Consider the following 17,403-nt stretch of genomic DNA (forward strand, 5'->3'; position numbering starts at 1 on the left):
CGAGGAGCACCTCCATGAGCACGAATCCGTCGCAGTCCAAGCACTTCGAGACCCTGGCCCTGCACGCCGGCTACGAGCCCGATCCCACGACCGGCTCGCGCGCGGTGCCCATCTACCAGACGACGAGCTACCGCTTCCGCAACGCGCAGCACGCGGCGGACCTGTTCGCGCTCAAGGAGCCGGGCAACATCTACACGCGCATCATGAACCCCACGACGGACGTCTTCGAGAAGCGTATCGCGGCGCTCGAGGGCGGCGTGGGAGCGCTGGCGGTGGCGTCGGGACAGGCGGCGGAGACGCTCGCCCTCCTGAACATCCTCAAGGCGGGGGACGAGCTCGTCTCGGCGACGAGCCTGTATGGGGGCACGTACAACCTGTTCAAGGTGACGCTGCCGCGGCTGGGCATCCAGACGCGCTTCGTGGACGCGAACAAGCCGGCCGAGGTGAAGGCCGCCATCGGGCCGAAGACGAAGGCGCTCTACATCGAGGCGGTGGGCAACCCGCGGTTGGACATCCCGGACTTCGAGGCGCTGGGGGCCATTGCCCGCGAGGCGGGCATCCCGCTCATCGTGGACAACACGGCGCTGTCTCCGGCGTTGTTCAACCCGCTGAAGCACGGGGCGAACATCGTGGTGCACAGCGCGACGAAGTACATCGGAGGCCACGGGACGTCGATTGGCGGCGTCATCGTGGACGGAGGCACGTTCCCCTGGGACAACGGACGCTTCCCCGAGTTCACCGAGCCCAACCCGGGCTACCACGGGCTGAGGCTGACGGAGGCGCTCGGGGCGGCGGCGTACATCGGCAAGGCGCGGCTGGAGGGACTGAGGGACCTGGGTCCAGCGCTGAGCCCGTTCAACGCGCATGCGTTCATCCTGGGACTGGAGACGCTGAAGCTGCGGGTGGAGCGGCACTCGGAGAACGCGCTGGCGGTGGCGAAGTGGCTGCGGCGGCACCCGAAGGTGGAGTGGGTGCGCTACCCGGGGCTGGAGGAGGATCCATCCTTCGCGAACGCGAAGAAGTACCTGCGCAACGGAGCCGGCGGACTGGTGACGTTCGGGGTGCGAGGGGGCGTGGAGGCGGGACGCAAGCTCATCGATGGCGTGAAGCTGTGGAGCCTGCTGGCGAACATCGGTGACACGCGCTCGTTGATCATCCACCCGGCGAGCACGACGCACCAGCAGCTGACGCCCGAGGAGCGGTTGAGCACGGGAGTGACGGACGGACTGGTGCGTCTGTCGGTGGGACTGGAGCACCTGGACGATCTGCAGGCGGACCTGGAGCAGGCGCTCGCCGAGGCCTGAGGACTCGGGGTCAACACCCCGCCCCATCTCCCATTCTCATTCCCCTGCCCCAGTGCCCTACCCACGCCCCTCTCCCCTCGCCCTCCGGGAGAGGGACGGGGTGAGGGTGCCCGCATCCCAGGTTGGCACCGTGTCTGCCCCCTCTCCCTCTGGGAGAGGGCTGGGGTGAGGGTCTGCATCGCACGCCGTGAATCCCATCTCACGAGGAACCCGCCATGTCCCCGTCGCCCTGTGTGTTCGACCTCTCACTGCCCGACCTGCCGCTCGAAGCAGGGGCGCGGGTCATGTCCCACGTGGCGCGAGGCTGGTGGTGGGGCCCCGAGCAGGACCTGCCCTGGCTGCGCGCACGAGCGCACGTACTCCCGAAAGAAACGGTGCGGGAGAACGCGCTGCGAGTCGTGCGCCGCACGAAGGAGGAACTCCACCGGCTCACCACCGCTCCACGGAACCCGCCCCCAGTGAAACCGGACGCCACGGTGCCCACGGTGCTGCTGGTGCACGCACTCACGGGAGACATGCGAGCGGGAGGCGAAGGCGGATGGTGGGAACCTGTCATCGGGCCTGGGCGGGCGTTGGATCCGGAGCGGGTGCGGCTGCTGTGCTTCAACAACCTGGGCTCCTGTTACGGGAGCTCGGGGCCGGCGGACGAGGGCTTCCCGAGGCGCGTGGATGACCGCCGCTTCGGCCCACCCGAGCCACTGCCGAAGGGAGACCTGCGGCAGAACGAGCACCAGCTGCCGGCCACGGTGACGCCGTGGGACCAGGCGCGCGCCATCCTGCAGGCGCTGGACACGCTGGGCCTTGAGCGTGTCTCCCTGGGGGTAGGAGGCTCGCTGGGAGGGATGATCGTCCTATGCCTGTCGGTGCTGGCGCCGGAGCGCTTCGAGCGCATCTGTCCCATCGCGGCGGCGGAGGAATCGAGCCCGTGGGTGGTGGGCTGGAACCACGTGGCGAGACAGGCGCTGCTGCTGGACCCGCAGTTCCCCGAGGCCCCCGCGCGAGGCCTGGAGCTGGCGAGGCAGCTCGCGATGCTCACCTACCGGGCGGAGCCGGGCCTGCAATCGCGTCATGGGAGGAACCCGCCACGTCCGTGGTCCTCGCGGGCGCTCCATCCCATCCAGAGCTACCTGGAGTACCAGGGCGCGAAGCTGCGAGCGCGCTTCGACGCGCGGACGTACCTGGCGCTGCTGGGAGCGATGGACCACCACGACCTCGCGCGCCCTCCCGAGGGGGACACGGACGGACCGTGGGGCGTGGCCCGCATCCGCGCGAGCGCCCTGTGCGTGGGAATCGACAACGACCAGCTCTTCTACCCCGAGCACATGGAGCGGCTGACGGAGCGCCTGCGGGCGCACGGACGCCACGCGGAGTACGCCGAGCTCTCCAGCGCCCACGGACACGACGGCTTCCTCATCGAGTGGGAGCCCCTCGACGGGCTGCTGCGGCGTGCGCTCGCCCTGCCCCACGCTTCGGGCGCGGGGTCCACGGGCACGTCCACGGGAGAGGACTCCCCCTCCACGCCAGGAACGGTGGAGGAGGTGTGCCCGGCCGCGCTGCACTCGGCGGCGTATGCAGTGTCCACTCGGCCCGCTCCTTGCTGAGAAGTAGCGCGGGGGCAGTTGACCGGAGAGGTCACCCGTCGCAGGCTTGAAGGCATGGGACGGCACACACGAGAGCGTGAGGACGCCTTCCCCCGGGCGCCCACACAAGAGGAGTGGGAGGCGATGGGGACGGAGGAGCGGGAGCGGGTGGTGGCGTCACTGCCCGGTGAGGTGACGTGGGACGAGATGGCGATGCCGGAGGGCGACAAGCACCTCCGGGCCAAGGTGCGCACGCTGGATCTCCTCGAGGGCTACTTCAGCCACCAGCGGCGCAAGGTGTACATCGGCGCGGAGCTGCCCATCTACTACCCGGGCGAGCGGCGCTTCGCCCCGGACCTGCTGGTGGTGCTGGATGTGGAGGCGCACGAGCGGGAGAAGTGGGTGGTGAGCCACGAGGGCAAGGGGCTGGACTGGGTGCTGGAGGTCCACGTGGGGGGCGACCGGAAGAAGGACGCCGAGTACAACGTGGAGCGCTACGCGCGGTTGGGGATTGCCGAATACTTCATCTACGACCGGGCCCGGGAGCGGCTGGAGGGGTACCGGCTACAGGAGTCCGGGGTGAAGCGGTACGAGCGGATGGAGACGAAGCAGGGCCGCTACACCTCGGAAGTGCTGGGGCTGGAGCTGGAGGTGGTGAACGCGCGATTGCAGATATGGGCGGGCAACGCGCTGCTGCTGGAGTCGGGGGAGCTGGTGGAGCGGATGCGGGAGAAGCTGGAGGAGGTGCAGCGGCGGGTGGACGAGGAAGCGCGGCTGCGCGAGCAGGAAGCCCGGCTGCGCGAGCAGGAGGCACGGCTGCGCGAGGAGGCGGAGCGCCGCATCGCGGAGCTGACGGCCGAGTTGGAGCGGCTGCAGCACCGCGAGGAGTGAGGGCCGGGCTCAGCTATCGCCGTGATGGGAGTAGACGGGGGCGTCCGGCTCCAGCGTGAAGGCGCGCAGCTGCTTGTAGTCCTTGTACTCGGCCTGGAGCGTCACCATGTCCCCCGCCTCGATGCGCGTGTCACCGGAGGGGTGCAACCACTCGTCGCCCTTGCCTCCCCGGCGCATGGACAACGCCAGCCCTCCGAAGCGGTCCCGCACCTCGGAGATGGTCAACCCCGGCAGCCCCGCGCGCGCCTCGAAGACGGACACCACCATCAGGTGCGTGCCGATGCGGAACGAGTGGACGATGCGTGGATCCAACGCCGCCAGGGCCATGGCGGGAGCCGCCAGCGACGAGCTGCTCAGCGCCTCGGCCTTGAAGGTGTCGCGCACCTTGGCCACCAGGTCGTCGTCGAAGAGGCGGATGACCACGCGGATGTCCGGATTCATCCGCCGCGCGTCCAGCGCGATGTTCAGGTTGGCCAGGTCATCGTCCGTGGCGCAGACGATGGCCGCCGCCTTCCTCACGTTGGTGCGCGGCAGGCACTGGGGGCTGCGGATGTCGTCGATGAGCAGCGGCACCTGCTCGTCGCGCAGCACCGCCACGAAGGCCGCCTCCTCGCGCTTCTCCACCACCACCACGTCCTTGCCCAGCGAGCGCAGCTGCACCACCACGCGGTACCCCACGCGCCCCGCGCCGCACACCACCACGTGCCCCTTGAACGTCTCGGCGATCACCTCGAACCACTCCTTGTCCTGCCGGTGCCTGGCGAAGAAGAGATAGGCGAAGCGCACCACCCCGTCGACGAGCACCGCGATGCCCACCGGCGGGATGAGCATGTCGAGGAACATCAACAGGCTGTCATCCACGTCCAGCGAGGGCTGCCCGTAGAGCAGGAAGTAGACGTGGCGCAGCGCCTTGCCCAGGCTCACCCCGTGCCCGTCCGCCCCGACGTGGCGCCAGCGGTACAGCAACGGCATGCAGCCGAAGAGCAACACCGCCATGAGCACCGTGGTGCGGAAACGGCGCAGCAGCGCGAACAGGTAGCGCAGATTCATCGCCAGGCGGAGGCGGGGAGTCACCATCGGCTGCCTGCGTACCACGGCCGTGGCACCTCGACCACCCACCGGACGCGTGACACGATGTCAGACATGAGCATCCTGGTGGGAGCCTTCGCGGTGCTGGTGGGCCTGAGCTGTGCGTACTGGCTCCTGGGAATCTGGGGCTTCGTGCGGTTGGAGCGAGGGCTGCCACGCCTGGGAGCACCCGGCGTTCCCGAGCCGGCCCGGTGTCCCCGGGTGTCGCTCGTCATCCCCGCGTGCAACGAGGTGGACACGCTGGAGGCCGCCGTGGCCTCGCGCCTCGCCCAGGACTACCCGGACCTGGAGCTGGTGCTCGTCGATGACCGCTCCAACGACGGGACGAGCGCCCTGGTGGACCGGCTCGCCGCCGCGGACACCCGGGTGAAGGCCCTCCACATCACCCACCTGCCCGAGGGCTGGCTCGGCAAGCTGCACGCGCTCCACCGGGGCGCCGAGGCCGCCACCGGCGAGTGGCTGCTCTTCACGGACGCGGACGTGCACTTCGCTCCGGACACCGTGCGCCGCGCCATGGCCCTGTGCGAGGCCCGCTCCTGGGACTTCCTCACCGTGCTCTTCCTCCTGCGGCCCACGTCCTTCCTCCTGGACGCCGCCGTCTCCACGACCATGCGGATGATTGGCACCGCCGCACGGCTCCACCGCGTGGCGGACCCCGATTCCTCCGCCTCGATGGGGGCCGGGGTCTTCAACCTCGTGCACCGCGACATGTTCGCGCGCACCCGCGGCTTCGAGTGGCTCAAGCTGGAGATCGCCGATGACGCCGCCCTCGGGCAGATGGTCAAGCGCGCCGGGGGCCGCTGTGGGGTGGCCCACGCGCTCGGCCACGTGAGCGTGGAGCTCTACCCCACCCTGGGCGCCATGGCCCGGGGTTGCGAGAAGGCGGGCTTCGGCGTGATGGGGCAGCTCAGCAACACGCGGCTCGTGCTCTCGTGCCTCACCTACCTGCTCATCGAGACCGCGCCCCTGCTCGCGCTGGCACCCGGGTGGCCCGCGTGGCTGCGCGTGATGGGTCTGGTGGGCACGGGGACGGCGCTCGCCACGTGCGCCCTGGCCAGCCGCGTGCTGCGGCGGCCCCTGGGGCCCACGCTCGTGTTCCCGGTGGGCACGCTGCTCTTCGTGGTCTTCCTGCTGCGCTCGGGGTGGCTCGGGTGGCGCCGCGGCGGCATCGTGTGGCGCGGCACCCTGTACCCCACGCAACTGCTGCGCAAGGGAATCCGCTTCGAATCGCCGCTCTGAACCGTCCCCTACTTGTCCCGGGCGAGGACGCCGCAGGCCACCCGTCCCCCCGAGTTGCCCGTGGGATCCGTCACCTGGTCGTCCGCCTGGGCGTGGATGACGAGCGCGGTGCCATCCGCGTCGAAGATGGAGAGCTGTCCCTCGCCGAGCGTCACCCGGTTCGTCGTGGCCTTGTAGGAGGCCTTGCCGCTCGCGTCCGCCTCCAGGTTGGGCAGGTCCCCGGCATGCGCGCCCGTGGGGGAATCCAGCCCATGCTGCTTGTCCAACGGGTTGAAGTGGCTCCCCGCACTGGTGAAGCCCGGCGCCTCGCACAGGCCCACCTGGTGGAAGTGGATTCCGTGAAGGCCCGGCTCCAGTCCCGTGGCCTCCACCTGGAGATCCACCGCGTCGCCCCGCTCCACCAGCGTCGCCGTGCCGATCTTCTCGCCGCTCGCGTTCATCAGATCCGCCGTCGCGCGCTCCCCACCACAGCCCGCCAGCGCCAATCCTCCTGCCAACCACAGCAGCTTCCGCATGACTGTTCCTCCCCGTGTAACCGTCCGCACCGGCAGCATGAGACACCGGCCTCGGCGAGGGACTGGAATCGTGGCGGCTCTGTCCGCCGCCCGACGCGGACCCCGTTCTATGCTCCCCGCATGACACGAAACCTGTTGGCCGTACTCACCACGCTGATGGTGGTGGGCTCCGGATGTGACAAGGAGCCCATGGGGCAACCTGGAGAGCAGCCCGGGGAAACGCCCATCTCCACCCCGCAGAACACGTGGAGCTGGGTCGACTTCTCCAACTCCACCTGCGACGAGGGCACGCCCACGGGCATCGGCGCCAACCTCACCGACAGCAAGAACCTCCTCATCTTCTTCAATGGTGGTGGAGCCTGCTGGGACGCCGTCACCTGCCTGCAGCTCAACACCTCCGCGCACGGGCCCTTCACCCGGACCCAGTTCGACGCGTTGTTCTCGCGAATCAGCTCCGGCTCCGTCTTCGACCGGCAGCTCGCCAACAACCCGTACAAGGACTGGAACTACTTCTTCGTCCCGTACTGCACAGGCGACCTGCACATCGGCAACGCGGACGCCGTCTACACCAGCGGCTCCACCTCCAGGACGATCCGCCACAAGGGCCGCGCCAACACCGAGGCCTTCCTCGCCCGCATCGCCGCCACCTTCCCCAACCCCGAGCAGGTCCTCGTCACCGGCTCGAGCGCCGGAGGCTTCGGCGCCGCCCTCAACTACGACCTCATCCGCTCCACCTTCCCCAACGCGAAGGTGTTCCTCCTCGATGACTCCGGGCCGCTCTTCAAGAGCAATGCCATGTCCGCCAACCTCCGTGCCGCCTGGGCCAAGGCCTGGAACTACGACGCCGTCATGGATGCCCTCGACCCCGCCGTGAAGGCGGATTACGCGGAGCTCTACCCCGCGCTCGCCCTGAAGTACCCCAACGACCGGATGGCCCTGCTGTCCTCGGCGCAGGATCAGACGATCCGCACCTACCTGCAGCTCTCCGCCTCCGCCTTCGAGACCGCGCTGCTCGACCTCGACAGCACGGTGCTCTCGCCGCTGCCCAATACCCGCTCCTTCATCACCGCCGGACAGGGCCACACCATGCTGCTCAACCCCGGCTCGCAGAGCTCACAGGGCGTGGTCCTGCTGGATTGGCTCAATCAGATGCAGAGTGGGAGTGATGAGCAGTGGAGGTCCGTGCGGCCGTAACGCACGGCTCACAGTCCCTTATCAACCCAGGAGCCTCGATACCCTCACCCCGTCCCTCTCCCGAGGGGAGAGGGGATGTTGGGGGCGAAGGGGCTCTCGGGTGATGTGCGCGCTGAAGTGGTTCAGGCTCCCGTCGTCGGGGTGATGCTCGTCTCGGCTTCCTGCTTCGCCCGCCTGCGCTCGATGAGCCACACCGCCAGCACGCCCATCTCGTAGCAGAGCAGCATCGGGCCGGCCATCAACGACAGGTTCACCACGTCTCCCGTCGGCGTGAGGATCGCCGCCGCGATGAGGCACACCACGAACGCGTGCCGCTGGTACTTCATCAGGAAGCCCGCCCTCACGATGCCCACCAGGCCCAGCAGCGCCATCACCAGCGGCAGCTCGAAGATGATGCCGAACGACAACAACAGCAGCAGCACCAGCGACAGCTGCTCGTTCATCGTCAGCATCGGCTTCGTCCACGCCGCCGCCACGTGCCGCGCCTTGCCCAGCGCCAGCTCCTTCTCCAGCCGCCACAGCCCCGCCAGCTCCTCGGCCCGCGTGGGCGCCACCCCGGCCAGCAGGCTCGCCGCCTCGTCCATGGCCTTCGCCGACGCCCCGTAGTCCTCCTTCGCGTACGCCTCCACGGCCTCGGCCCGCTTCTCCACCGTCTGCCGCAGCACGCTGCGCGCCGGCACCCCGAAGCCGTCCGCCGCCGCGTCCAGCAGCCGCCCCAGCCCGTCCAGCCGCGCCTCCAGCTCCACGCTCTCCGAGGGCGGTCGCGTCGCCTCCGGCATCTGCCCCACCCCGTCCGCCTTCAGCGCCTTGCTCGCCTCCCCCGCCAGCTGGCCCGCCCGCTCCGCGTCACCAATCCGCAGGAAGCGCAGCGCGTCGTCCGCCCGCAGCCGCCCCACGTCCAGCCGCTGCGAGATGGCCAGCCCCTCCTCGTCGTTGAGGAGGAACTTGAACATCGACGGCAGCACCGCGAAGTAGCAGAACAGCGCTCCGGCCAGGAACGCCGACGAGCCCAGGAACACGAACGGGCCCGCGTACCGGCGCTCCTCCGGGTACAGCCCCGGCGCCACGAAGCCCCAGATCTGCATCAGGATGACGGGCGTCGTCAGGAAGATGCCGCAGTAGACGCCCACCTTCATGAGGACGTTCAGCTCCTCGATGCCGGAGGTGTAGACGAGCGCACGGCCCTCGGCCGGCAGCGCGTCCAGCACCGGCTTCATCAGGACGCCGAAGATGGGCTTGGCGAACACCAGGGCCGCGGCGCCCAGCACCAACACCGCGAGGGTGCACTTGAGCAGGCGGGAGCGGAGCTCCGTCAGGTGCTCCGCCAGACTCATCCGAAGGTCGTTGTCCACGGGCGCGAATCTCGAGGGCTAGCCGCCCTTGGGGGCGTTGCGCGCCACCGTGCCGGGGATGGGCTCCAGACGCGGAAGGGCGTCCGGCTCCGCCGTCCCGGCAGCGGATGGCTCGGCGGTGGGGGAAGAGGTGCCGGCGGCCTGGGCCACGGCCCCGGCGCTCTCCGGAGCGGTGGCGGCGGCCTGGGCCTCCGGAGCGCCAGCGGCGGCCGGCGGCACGGGAGCGGGCACCGGCGAGGGCAGCACCGCCGGGGTGGGCGGGTGCACCGGAGGCCGGGGCTCGTCCAGCATCTCCTGGTCCATCTTGTAGAACTCGCGCTCCACCACCGTGCGGACCTCATCGGTCTGCCGGCGGAACTCGCGCACGAACTTGCCGATGGTGCGCGCGAACTCGGGCAGCTTCTGCGGCCCGAGCACGAGCAGCGCCACCACCACGATGAGGATGAGCTCGCCTGCGCCGACGTTGAACATGAGCGGATGGCTCCAGGGGGAACCGCCGGGAGGTTATCGCGCCCCGGGCGGCGGGGTGCAACCCGATTGGACCGTGCCCCGATCGCCTGCCTCCCCGTCCCACGGCCCCTGGGGGCGGGCACGGGGCAAATCGCCCCTCAGGGCCGGGGAGCTCCGCCCCCGGGGCTCACGGGCACGGGCACTGCGGCGAGCGGGGTGGCGGCCACCTGGTCGCGCGCCAGCACACGGCGCTCCACCAGGAAGAACATGACGGGCGCCAGGAGCGTGAGGGCCATGGACACGAACACCACCCGCTGCATGCCCCCGAGCTGCCCGCCGGGCAGGTCCGTCAGCAGCTTCGAGGACAGGGAGGCCCCGGCCGCGGCGCCCAGGTGCTGCACGGCGGACTGGAAGGACATGAAGCGCGCGCGGATGGACTGCTCCGGCACGCGCGAGGTGAGCGTGCTGTAGGCCACGTTGCGCACCCCGTTGGACAGGAAGAAGCACGCGAAGATGGCCACCAGGGGCACGCCGGCCGGCAGGTGGATGAAGGACATGTAGAGCGTGCCGATGAACAGCAACGAGCCCACCGTGCCCACCCGGAAGGAGCCCAACAGGTCCACCGCCTTGCCCGCCAACCGCAGCGTCACGAAGCTCACCAGGCCGCCGACGAAGTAGATGAACTCGATCTCCTCGCGCGGATAGCCGAGGTTGCGCTGCACGTAGCCGGAGATGTTGGGGATGATGATGAAGCCGGCCAGGTTGAGCAGCGCCGTCATCCCGTAGGACAGGAGCACGTCCGAGCGGGTGAACAACTCCCTCACGCTCACCGTGGGGCCCTTCTGGCGCTCCAGGTGTCCACGCATCGGCGGCAGGTAGAAGATGGCCCCGGCCACCAGGAGCAGGCCCAGGCCCGCCACCGCGAAGAAGGGCATGCGCCAGCCCGCCCAGCCCGACACCTTCAGCGCCAGGGGAATGCCCAGCACGGAGGCCACCGAGAAGGCCCCCATCACCGCCCCCATGGCCCGCCCGCGCCGCTCCACCGGGATGAGGTCCGCGATGATGGACATGGACAGCGACGTGGCCGGGCCGCCGAACAGGCCCGCCATCGCCCGCGCCACCAGCAGCGACGTGAGCCCCGTGGCGAAGCCTCCCGCCGCCGTGGCCACCACCAACCCCAGCATGGCCACCGCCAGCGCCTTGCGCCGGTCGAAGCGGTCCAGGAAGTAGCTGCCCGCCACCCCCGCCACGCACCCGGCCGCCGTGTACGCCGCGCCGATGTTGCCAATCTGGCTGGTGGGAATGCCCAGCCCCGCCGCGAAGTCCGGCCCCAGCGGCATCACCATCACGAAGTCCAGGATGTTGACGAACTGGACCGCGCCAATCAGGAAGACGACCGCACGCTCTGAAACGGCTCGGGGCGAAGACATGGGGCCCCTCCTAATGGAGTGCCAGAGCGGGTGCACGCGATTCCTCGCGCGCCCCCATTCTCACACCTTGAAGCGCCGGATCTCGGCGCGGAGCACCTCGGACTGACGCTGGAGGCTCTCGATGGCCTCCTCCAGCCCCTTCACCGAGCGCGTCTGGTGCTCGGACACACCCTTGATGGCCTCCACCGCCTTGAGCACCTGCTCGCTGCCCTTGGTCTGCTCCTTCTGGGCGCGGTTGAGGTGGGTGACCATCTCGTTGATGTTCTCGATGGAGCGGGTGATCTGCTTGCTGCCGTGCGCCTGCTCCTGGCTGCTGCGCTGCACGTGCGCCGTAATCGCCTTCATCCGCTCGGCGCTGTTCATGATCTGCTCGCCGCCCTTGGCCTGCTCGTTGGAGGCCTTGGAGATCATCTGCACCGTCTCGGAGATGCGGTGGATGGCCTGCGTCACCTGCTTGCTGCCGCGCGCCTGCTCCACCGTGGCCCGGGCAATGGCCTTCACCATCTGCGTGGACTTCTGCGCGCTGTCGTTGATTTTGCGCAGGGTGCCCTCGGCCTCGCGGCCCAGCTGCACGCCCTCCTCCACGTTGCGCACGCCCTGGTTCATCACCTGCACCGCGTTGCGGCTCTCCTCCTGCACGCGGCTGATGAGGTCGGCGATCTCCTTGGTGGACGCGCCCGTGCGCTCGGCCAGGTCCTTGATTTCATCCGCCACCACGGCGAAGCCCTTGCCGTGCTCGCCGGACTGCGCGGCGATGATGGCGGCGTTGAGCGCCAGCAGGTTGGTCTGCTCGGCCACGTCGTCGATGACGTTGAGGATGTTGCCGATTTCGGAGATGCGCCGGCCCAGGCTGTCGATGACGCCCGAGGCGCCGAGGCTGGACTCCTTGATGCGGTCCATGCCCTGCATCGTCTTGCGCAGGGCGTCCACGCCCGTCTTGGCGTCCTCGGACACCTGCTCGGACAGGCGCGCCGTCTCGTTGGCGTTGGCCTCCACCTGGCCGATGGAGCTGTCCATCTGGCTGATGCTGGAGGACGTCTCCTGGGTGGAGTCGCGCAGCTCGTCGATGTTCTTGGCGACCTCCTTGATGGAGAACGTCATCTCCTCGATGGCGCTGGTGGTCTCCTCCACGCTGGCGGCCATGGCCTGGACGTTCTCGGCCACCTCGTCGTTGGTGGCGGCCATCTCCATGATGGAGGAGCTGCTCTCCTCGGCGCTCTGGTAGAGCACCTCCACGTTCTCCGCGATGCCGCGCAGGGACGCGAGCATCTGCTCCATGGACGAGGACGTCTCCTCCACGCGGCCCTGGATGGTGGAGGCGCCCGAGGACACGGTGGTGCCGGCGCGCGAGAGCTGCTCGATGACGCCGGAGACCACCTCGGACACGCCGCGCACCTGGCCGAGCGTCTTGCGCAGCGACTGGCCGATGCCATCGAGCGCCTCGGCCAGCTGGCCCAGCTCGCCACCGCCGCCGGTGGCCTCCACCGAGACGCGGCTGGTGAGGTCTCCCTCGGCCATCCGGCGCGCCACCGCCATCATGCGATCCAGGGGCCGGAGGATGAGCTTGTGGGTGACGATGTAGATGAGGCCCACCACCACGGCCAGGCCGATGACGAAGGCCGCCGCCAGCAGCAGGGTGAGCTCACTGAGGATGTCGCGCAGGGGCGCGAAGTCCACCGCCACGATGATCCGGCACCCGCCAGCGCCACACCTGGGGCCCTGCGCGGACTCGGACAGGAGCCTGTCCCCGTTGGGCAGCGTGAGGGACGAGGGAGACTCCGGCCGGAAGAGCTGGCCGATCAGGTCGTTGAGCCGCTCGGGCCGGACGCCCCCCTCCAGGAGGATGCTCCGGTCGCTGGAGACGATGGCGGCGTAGGTGAAGTCCTTGTCCACGTCGGACACGCCCACGATGGCCTGCATGGCCAGGGTGTCGGCCTGCACGTCCAGGGAGTCCGCGCCCGGCCGGATGAGGACGCTGGCGAGCTCCCGGGCCTTGGCGTGGCCATGCTCCACGAGCCTGGACTCGAGGTAGTTGGAGACCAGCCAGGAGATGGAGAAGTGGAGGGCCCCGAGGATGAAGACAAGGGCCAGGGTGAAGGTCGCGAAGAGGACGACCCGGAGACCGGGTTTTGGCAGGCGTCGGAGCAAGGCCTCGGGACTGTAGGAAGGTTGACCCTCGAAGGGCAAGAAACCGGCGGTGCGCCCCCCGGAGAGAGAGGGAGCAGGCGCGAGGAGCCCATCCGCTCCATACTGGACGGGTGGGAGCCCGCTCCATGACCCAGACGCTGCTGCTGACCGACCCCCTCTTCCTTCGTCATGACCCGGGCCCGGAGCACCCCGAGTGTCCGGAGCGCCTGTCGCGCATCCTGGAGCTGCTCAACATGGAGCCCATCCAGGGAACCGAGCGCAGGGCCCCCCGCCCGGCCACCGAGGAGGAGCTGGCGGCGGTGCACACGCAGCGGCTGCGCGACTCGCTGAGGGCGATGCGCGGCCGGCACGAGGTGATCGACCCGGACACGCTGACGTCCCCGGACTCGTATGACGCGGCGGTGCTGGCGGCGGGGGCATCGGTGCAGGCGGTGGAGGAGGTGCTGGCGGGGCGGGCGCGCAACGCCTTCGCGCTGGTGCGGCCCCCGGGACACCACGCCGAGCCGGACCGGGCCATGGGCTTCTGCCTGTTCAACAACGTGGCCATCGCCGCGGAGGCCGCGCGCCGCCAGGGGGCCGAGCGGGTGCTCATCTTCGACTGGGACGTGCACCACGGCAACGGCACGCAGGCGGCCTTCTGGACGCGGCGCGACGTGCTCTACATGTCGGTGCACCAGTACCCCTACTACCCGGACTCGGGCGCGCCCTTCGAGGTGGGTGAGGGCCCGGGGGCCGGCTACACGCTCAACTGTGGAATGCGGGGGGGCGCGACGGACGCGGACTACGGGGCGCTCTTCCAGGACCTCTTCCTGCCGGTGGCGCAGGCGTACAAGCCGGACCTGGTGCTGGTGTCCGCGGGCTTCGACGCGCACCACGATGACCCGCTGGCGGACATGCGGCTCACCGAGCGCGGCTTCGCGGCCATGTGCACGGCGCTCCGGGAGGTGGCGGAGAGCGCATGCCAGGGACGGCTGGTGCTGATGCTGGAGGGCGGTTATTCGCTGGAGGGGCTCTCGCAGTCGGTGCACGCTTGCGTGGAGGTGATGGCGGGAGAGACGAAGGACAGCTTCCCGAAGGGGGTCTCGAGGGAAGCGGCGGCGGCGCTCCAGCGCAGCCGTGAGGCGCTCAAGCCCTACTGGTCCGTGCTGGGCCGGTGAGGCGCGCCGGAGTGGAGACCCGGATGACGTTCACAGGTGCCGGGGTGAGACGTGGATCGTGAAGCCGTGGAGAAGTTGCAGCGCGCGGGCCTGAAGGTGGAGCAGCCGGAGTTGCTGCGCGTGCCCATCCAGCGCGACGAGAACAAGCGGGTGGTGACGGTGCGCAACGAGGTGCCGGTGATGGGCAACGAGGGCCTGGTGCTCGTGGCGCTCAAGCCCATCTCGCAGCTGTGGACGGGCTCGGCGGTGCCGCCGGACCTGTCGCGGACACCGCCGCCGCAATACCAGCCCTTCCTCCTGCTGCTGGAGTCGACGGCCGCCAACTACTGCGCGGCCCAGGGCCGGCCCGAGACGGATGACGAGTTCGAGCGGCTCTTCCGCCAGCTGCGCCGCAGGCCGGACGGGACGGACGCGCACCCGCTCTTCTCGTACCTGCAGGGCGCGGCGCGGCTGTACATGTCGCTGCGCGACGTGAGCCAGGCCGAGTTCGAGGCGGTGGTGAACCGGCTGAGCCAGTCGGCGAAGTGGCATTCCACGCACACGGGCAGCACCAACTACCACCGCGAGGTGCTGCACGGGGTGTTCGGCGCATGATCGACCTGTACACGTGGGCGACACCGAATGGGCACAAGGTGTCCGTGACGCTGGAGGAGCTGGGGCTGCCGTACACGGTGCACCCGGTGAACATCGGCAAGGGCGAGCAGAAGCAACCGGGGTTCCTGAAGCTCAACCCCAACGGACGCATTCCGGCCATCGTGGACCGCGAGGAGGGAGACTTCGCGGTGTTCGAGTCGGGCGCCATCATGCTCTACTTGGCGGAGAAGACGGGGAAGCTGCTGCCGGCGGACCGCCAGGGGCGCTCGCGGGTGACGCAGTGGCTGATGTTCCAGATGGCGGGCGTGGGCCCCATGCAGGGACAGGCCAACGTCTTCTTCCGGTACTTCCCGGAGAAGCTTCCCGCGGCCATCGAGCGCTACCAGAACGAGACGCGGCGGCTGTACACGGTGCTGGACACGCGGCTGGGCGAGAGCGAGTACCTGGCGGGCGAGTACAGCATCGCGGACATCGCCAACTGGGCGTGGGTGCGCGTGCATGACTGGGCGGGCGTGTCCATCGACGGGCTGCCGAACCTGCGGCGCTGGCTGGCGGCCATCGAGCAGCGGCCCGCGTCGCAGAAGGGACTGGCGGTGCCGCACGTGGTGAAGCTCGACACGTCCGCCGCGCAGGACCAGGCCATCAAGTCGGCGCAGAGCATCGTGCAGAGATAGGAACACGGAGATGGAGCGGGCCGGCCTCGCGCGAATACGCTGGGCCGCATGCGACTCCTGCTCCCACTCCTCGTGCTGCTGACGGCTTGCGCGACCTCAACACCCACCGTGCCGCAGGACGAGGGACCCGAGACCGTGTCCTCCTCCTGGGAGGAGGCTCGCGCGGACCCGACCTGCGTGGTGCCGCTGTGTGACGGGGAGCGCTGCGCCATCTGGCGTTGCCAGGATGTGGTGGATGTGGAGGAAGAGAAGGCCCCTCCCATCCTCCTGGCGAGGGGAACCCTCCCAGTGGCCCGCCCGCCCATGGTGTTCCGGCCAGTGCCGGGGGGACTTCTACCCCCAGCGAACTCCAATATCACGACGGAGTTGCGCTCTCCGCTCGCGGACACGCCCGAGCGCTGGTGGGGGCACCCCGTGGCGGCGCCCACCTCCGCGGATCCCGTCTTCGAAATCCCCTGGCACAACTGGAAGACGCGCGACCGGTTCGTGCCCAAGGAGCTGCGCCACTGGATGTGCAGCATCCCGCCACGGGAGCCCTACGAGAAGCACCACATTTTTCCTCAACAGAAGCTCCTGGCCGATTGGGTCAACCGCCGGGGCATCGACATCCACGCCTTCACCGTCCGCCTGCCCAGGAGCTTCCACCAGTGGCTGCACAGTGGAGGGCCCGAGGGCGGCCAATGGAATGAGGCCTGGCGGCAGTTCAGGAAGCAAAACCTCTACACGGCCAAGGCCGAGGACATCTGGCGGTTCGCGGGCGAGCTCATGCTGCGATTTGGCGTAAATGGCCCGCTCGTTCCCTTCTATTGCGACTGACCAGGGAACCAAGAGCAAGCACATGGACTATTTCATCATTCAGGAAGACAGGTCCGCGGGTTACACGGGCTCTGTTGATGCCTCGCACAAATGGGGCCTGCCGGGCGTCCACTGCCCCTCATGTCAGGACGCATGGAGCGGCGGCGCCAACGCATACCCTTCGGTTGATTTGACGCCGGTAGCCGCTCTGGCCGATTTCGAGCCCCCCCGGGCCGAATCCCTTGAGGAGTACGAACGGCTATGCGCGCTGATACGTCCCCTGCTGCCGCCAGGTGCGCAATTGGAGCCAGGAGCGGGATTCGGACCGCTCGAGGGCAAGGCCCAGGGCAGTTTCGGGCAATTGTTCATGTACTTCGACGAGGTGCTGTTGATTCAGCGCGAGGCCCTGAACAAGCTCCAGGCAGAGGGACTCCAGGGCATCAAGGGCTGCCCTACTGCTCTCCGCTTCCGCCAGCGCAACTCGCCCGAGCTGCTCGAGTTGGAGCTCCTCCCCGTGGGCCGAGTGCATCCCAAGTGCCTTCCCCCCAACCCTCAGCCCCCCTGTCCCCGCTGTGGCCGCCTGATGCACCCCCTCCCGGATGTCCTGATACTGGACGCCTCCACCCTTCCCGCGCACCTCGACTTGTTCCGGCTGGGGGACTACTGCAACGTCACAATCTGCACCGGGCGCTTCGTGGAGGCATGCCAGCGTCTGGGATTGGATGGCCTTGTCTTCCAACCCGTGGAAGTGGCAGCGACACAGCCATGACGCTCGCCGCGCTGCTCATCCTCGTTCCCATCCGCACTGCTCGTGGCGACTGCCGCGACTCCCCCGCCAACCATCAGCCCATCCGCGCCCGAGACATGCATCGAGTCCTACGTCACCCGTGCTCCAGGACTCAGGAAGGCGCCCGGAGTAGCCTTCGCCGAGATGGAGCGGGCCGGCCTCGCGCGACTACGCCAGGCCGCATGCGACTCCTGCTCCCGCTCC

16 protein-coding genes are annotated in these 17,403 nt (G+C 69.3%); 10 read left to right on the plus strand and 6 right to left on the minus strand.

The features are described 5' to 3' along the window. Positions 1 to 14 precede the first annotated feature (14 nt). The 3 genes from VFZ09_RS30125 to VFZ09_RS30135 all read left to right on the plus strand — a co-directional run bounded on the left by VFZ09_RS30125 (position 15) and on the right by VFZ09_RS30135 (position 3,775). Positions 15 to 1,304: an O-acetylhomoserine aminocarboxypropyltransferase/cysteine synthase family protein gene (locus tag VFZ09_RS30125; protein WP_329731149.1), complete on the plus strand. Its 1,290-nt coding sequence runs from the start codon at positions 15 to 17 to the stop codon at positions 1,302 to 1,304. Between the two features lie 215 nt (positions 1,305 to 1,519). Next, positions 1,520 to 2,905: an alpha/beta fold hydrolase gene (locus VFZ09_RS30130; protein WP_329731150.1), complete on the plus strand. Its 1,386-nt coding sequence runs from the start codon at positions 1,520 to 1,522 to the stop codon at positions 2,903 to 2,905. A gap of 54 nt (positions 2,906 to 2,959) precedes the next feature. Then, positions 2,960 to 3,775, plus strand: coding sequence for a Uma2 family endonuclease (locus tag VFZ09_RS30135; protein WP_329731151.1), 816 nt, complete (start codon positions 2,960 to 2,962; stop codon positions 3,773 to 3,775). A gap of 9 nt (positions 3,776 to 3,784) precedes the next feature. Here the strand turns inward: VFZ09_RS30135 and VFZ09_RS30140 are convergent, their stop codons facing one another. Next, entirely contained in the window at positions 3,785 to 4,852 is a 1,068-nt protein-coding gene (locus VFZ09_RS30140) for a potassium channel family protein (protein WP_329731152.1), read from the minus strand. A gap of 66 nt (positions 4,853 to 4,918) precedes the next feature. Between VFZ09_RS30140 and VFZ09_RS30145 the strand changes: the two genes are divergently transcribed. Then, complete coding sequence (locus tag VFZ09_RS30145; protein WP_329731153.1) at positions 4,919 to 6,103, plus strand: glycosyltransferase family 2 protein; 1,185 nt, start codon at positions 4,919 to 4,921, stop codon at positions 6,101 to 6,103. A gap of 8 nt (positions 6,104 to 6,111) precedes the next feature. Here VFZ09_RS30145 and VFZ09_RS30150 read toward each other — a convergent pair whose 3' ends face one another. Then, a complete protein-coding gene (locus tag VFZ09_RS30150; protein WP_329731154.1) occupies positions 6,112 to 6,618 on the minus strand; it encodes a superoxide dismutase family protein in 507 nt (168 codons plus the stop codon). Between the two features lie 135 nt (positions 6,619 to 6,753). Between VFZ09_RS30150 and VFZ09_RS30155 the strand changes: the two genes are divergently transcribed. Next, positions 6,754 to 7,812: a pectin acetylesterase-family hydrolase gene (locus VFZ09_RS30155; RefSeq protein ID WP_329731155.1), complete on the plus strand. Its 1,059-nt coding sequence runs from the start codon at positions 6,754 to 6,756 to the stop codon at positions 7,810 to 7,812. A gap of 122 nt (positions 7,813 to 7,934) precedes the next feature. On the opposite strand, the gene tatC is transcribed toward VFZ09_RS30155, so the two are convergent. The 4 genes from tatC to VFZ09_RS30175 all read right to left on the minus strand — a co-directional run bounded on the left by tatC (position 7,935) and on the right by VFZ09_RS30175 (position 13,057). Further along, a complete protein-coding gene (gene tatC / locus VFZ09_RS30160) occupies positions 7,935 to 9,146 on the minus strand; it encodes a twin-arginine translocase subunit TatC (RefSeq protein ID WP_329731164.1) in 1,212 nt (403 codons plus the stop codon). Between the two features lie 36 nt (positions 9,147 to 9,182). Further along, complete coding sequence (tatB, locus tag VFZ09_RS30165; RefSeq protein WP_329731156.1) at positions 9,183 to 9,635, minus strand: Sec-independent protein translocase protein TatB; 453 nt, start codon at positions 9,633 to 9,635, stop codon at positions 9,183 to 9,185. Positions 9,636 to 9,772: 137 nt separating this feature from the next. After that, on the minus strand, positions 9,773 to 11,044 hold the full coding sequence (locus tag VFZ09_RS30170) for an MFS transporter (RefSeq protein ID WP_329731157.1): 1,272 nt from the start codon (positions 11,042 to 11,044) through the stop codon (positions 9,773 to 9,775). A gap of 60 nt (positions 11,045 to 11,104) precedes the next feature. Continuing rightward, positions 11,105 to 13,057, minus strand: coding sequence for a methyl-accepting chemotaxis protein (locus VFZ09_RS30175; protein ID WP_414640762.1), 1,953 nt, complete (start codon positions 13,055 to 13,057; stop codon positions 11,105 to 11,107). 260 nt (positions 13,058 to 13,317) lie between these two features. Here VFZ09_RS30175 and VFZ09_RS30180 point away from each other — a divergent pair, with 260 nt between their 5' ends. The 5 genes from VFZ09_RS30180 to VFZ09_RS30200 are packed head-to-tail and all read left to right on the plus strand — an operon-like array spanning position 13,318 to position 17,181. Then, positions 13,318 to 14,349 carry a histone deacetylase gene (locus VFZ09_RS30180; protein WP_329731159.1) on the plus strand — a complete coding sequence of 344 codons (1,032 nt, stop codon included), beginning with the start codon at positions 13,318 to 13,320 and terminating at the stop codon, positions 14,347 to 14,349. Between the two features lie 51 nt (positions 14,350 to 14,400). Next, on the plus strand, positions 14,401 to 14,943 hold the full coding sequence (locus VFZ09_RS30185) for a hypothetical protein (RefSeq protein WP_329731160.1): 543 nt from the start codon (positions 14,401 to 14,403) through the stop codon (positions 14,941 to 14,943). Further along, positions 14,940 to 15,617, plus strand: coding sequence for a glutathione S-transferase family protein (locus tag VFZ09_RS30190; protein ID WP_329731161.1), 678 nt, complete (start codon positions 14,940 to 14,942; stop codon positions 15,615 to 15,617). Before VFZ09_RS30185 ends, VFZ09_RS30190 begins: the two co-directional genes overlap by 4 nt. A 48-nt stretch (positions 15,618 to 15,665) precedes the next feature. After that, positions 15,666 to 16,433 (plus strand): TIGR02269 family lipoprotein, encoded by a 768-nt coding sequence (locus VFZ09_RS30195; protein ID WP_329731162.1) that lies wholly within the window; start codon positions 15,666 to 15,668, stop codon positions 16,431 to 16,433. After that, the gene (locus VFZ09_RS30200) at positions 16,402 to 17,181 is read left to right on the plus strand and encodes a double-CXXCG motif protein (protein WP_329731163.1); all 780 of its coding nucleotides are present in this window, start codon (positions 16,402 to 16,404) and stop codon (positions 17,179 to 17,181) included. Before VFZ09_RS30195 ends, VFZ09_RS30200 begins: the two co-directional genes overlap by 32 nt. Positions 17,182 to 17,403: the final 222 nt, after the last annotated feature.

Origin of the sequence: Archangium sp., from assembly GCF_036277355.1 — a bacterium.
In the GTDB taxonomy this organism is placed as follows: domain Bacteria; phylum Myxococcota; class Myxococcia; order Myxococcales; family Myxococcaceae; genus Archangium.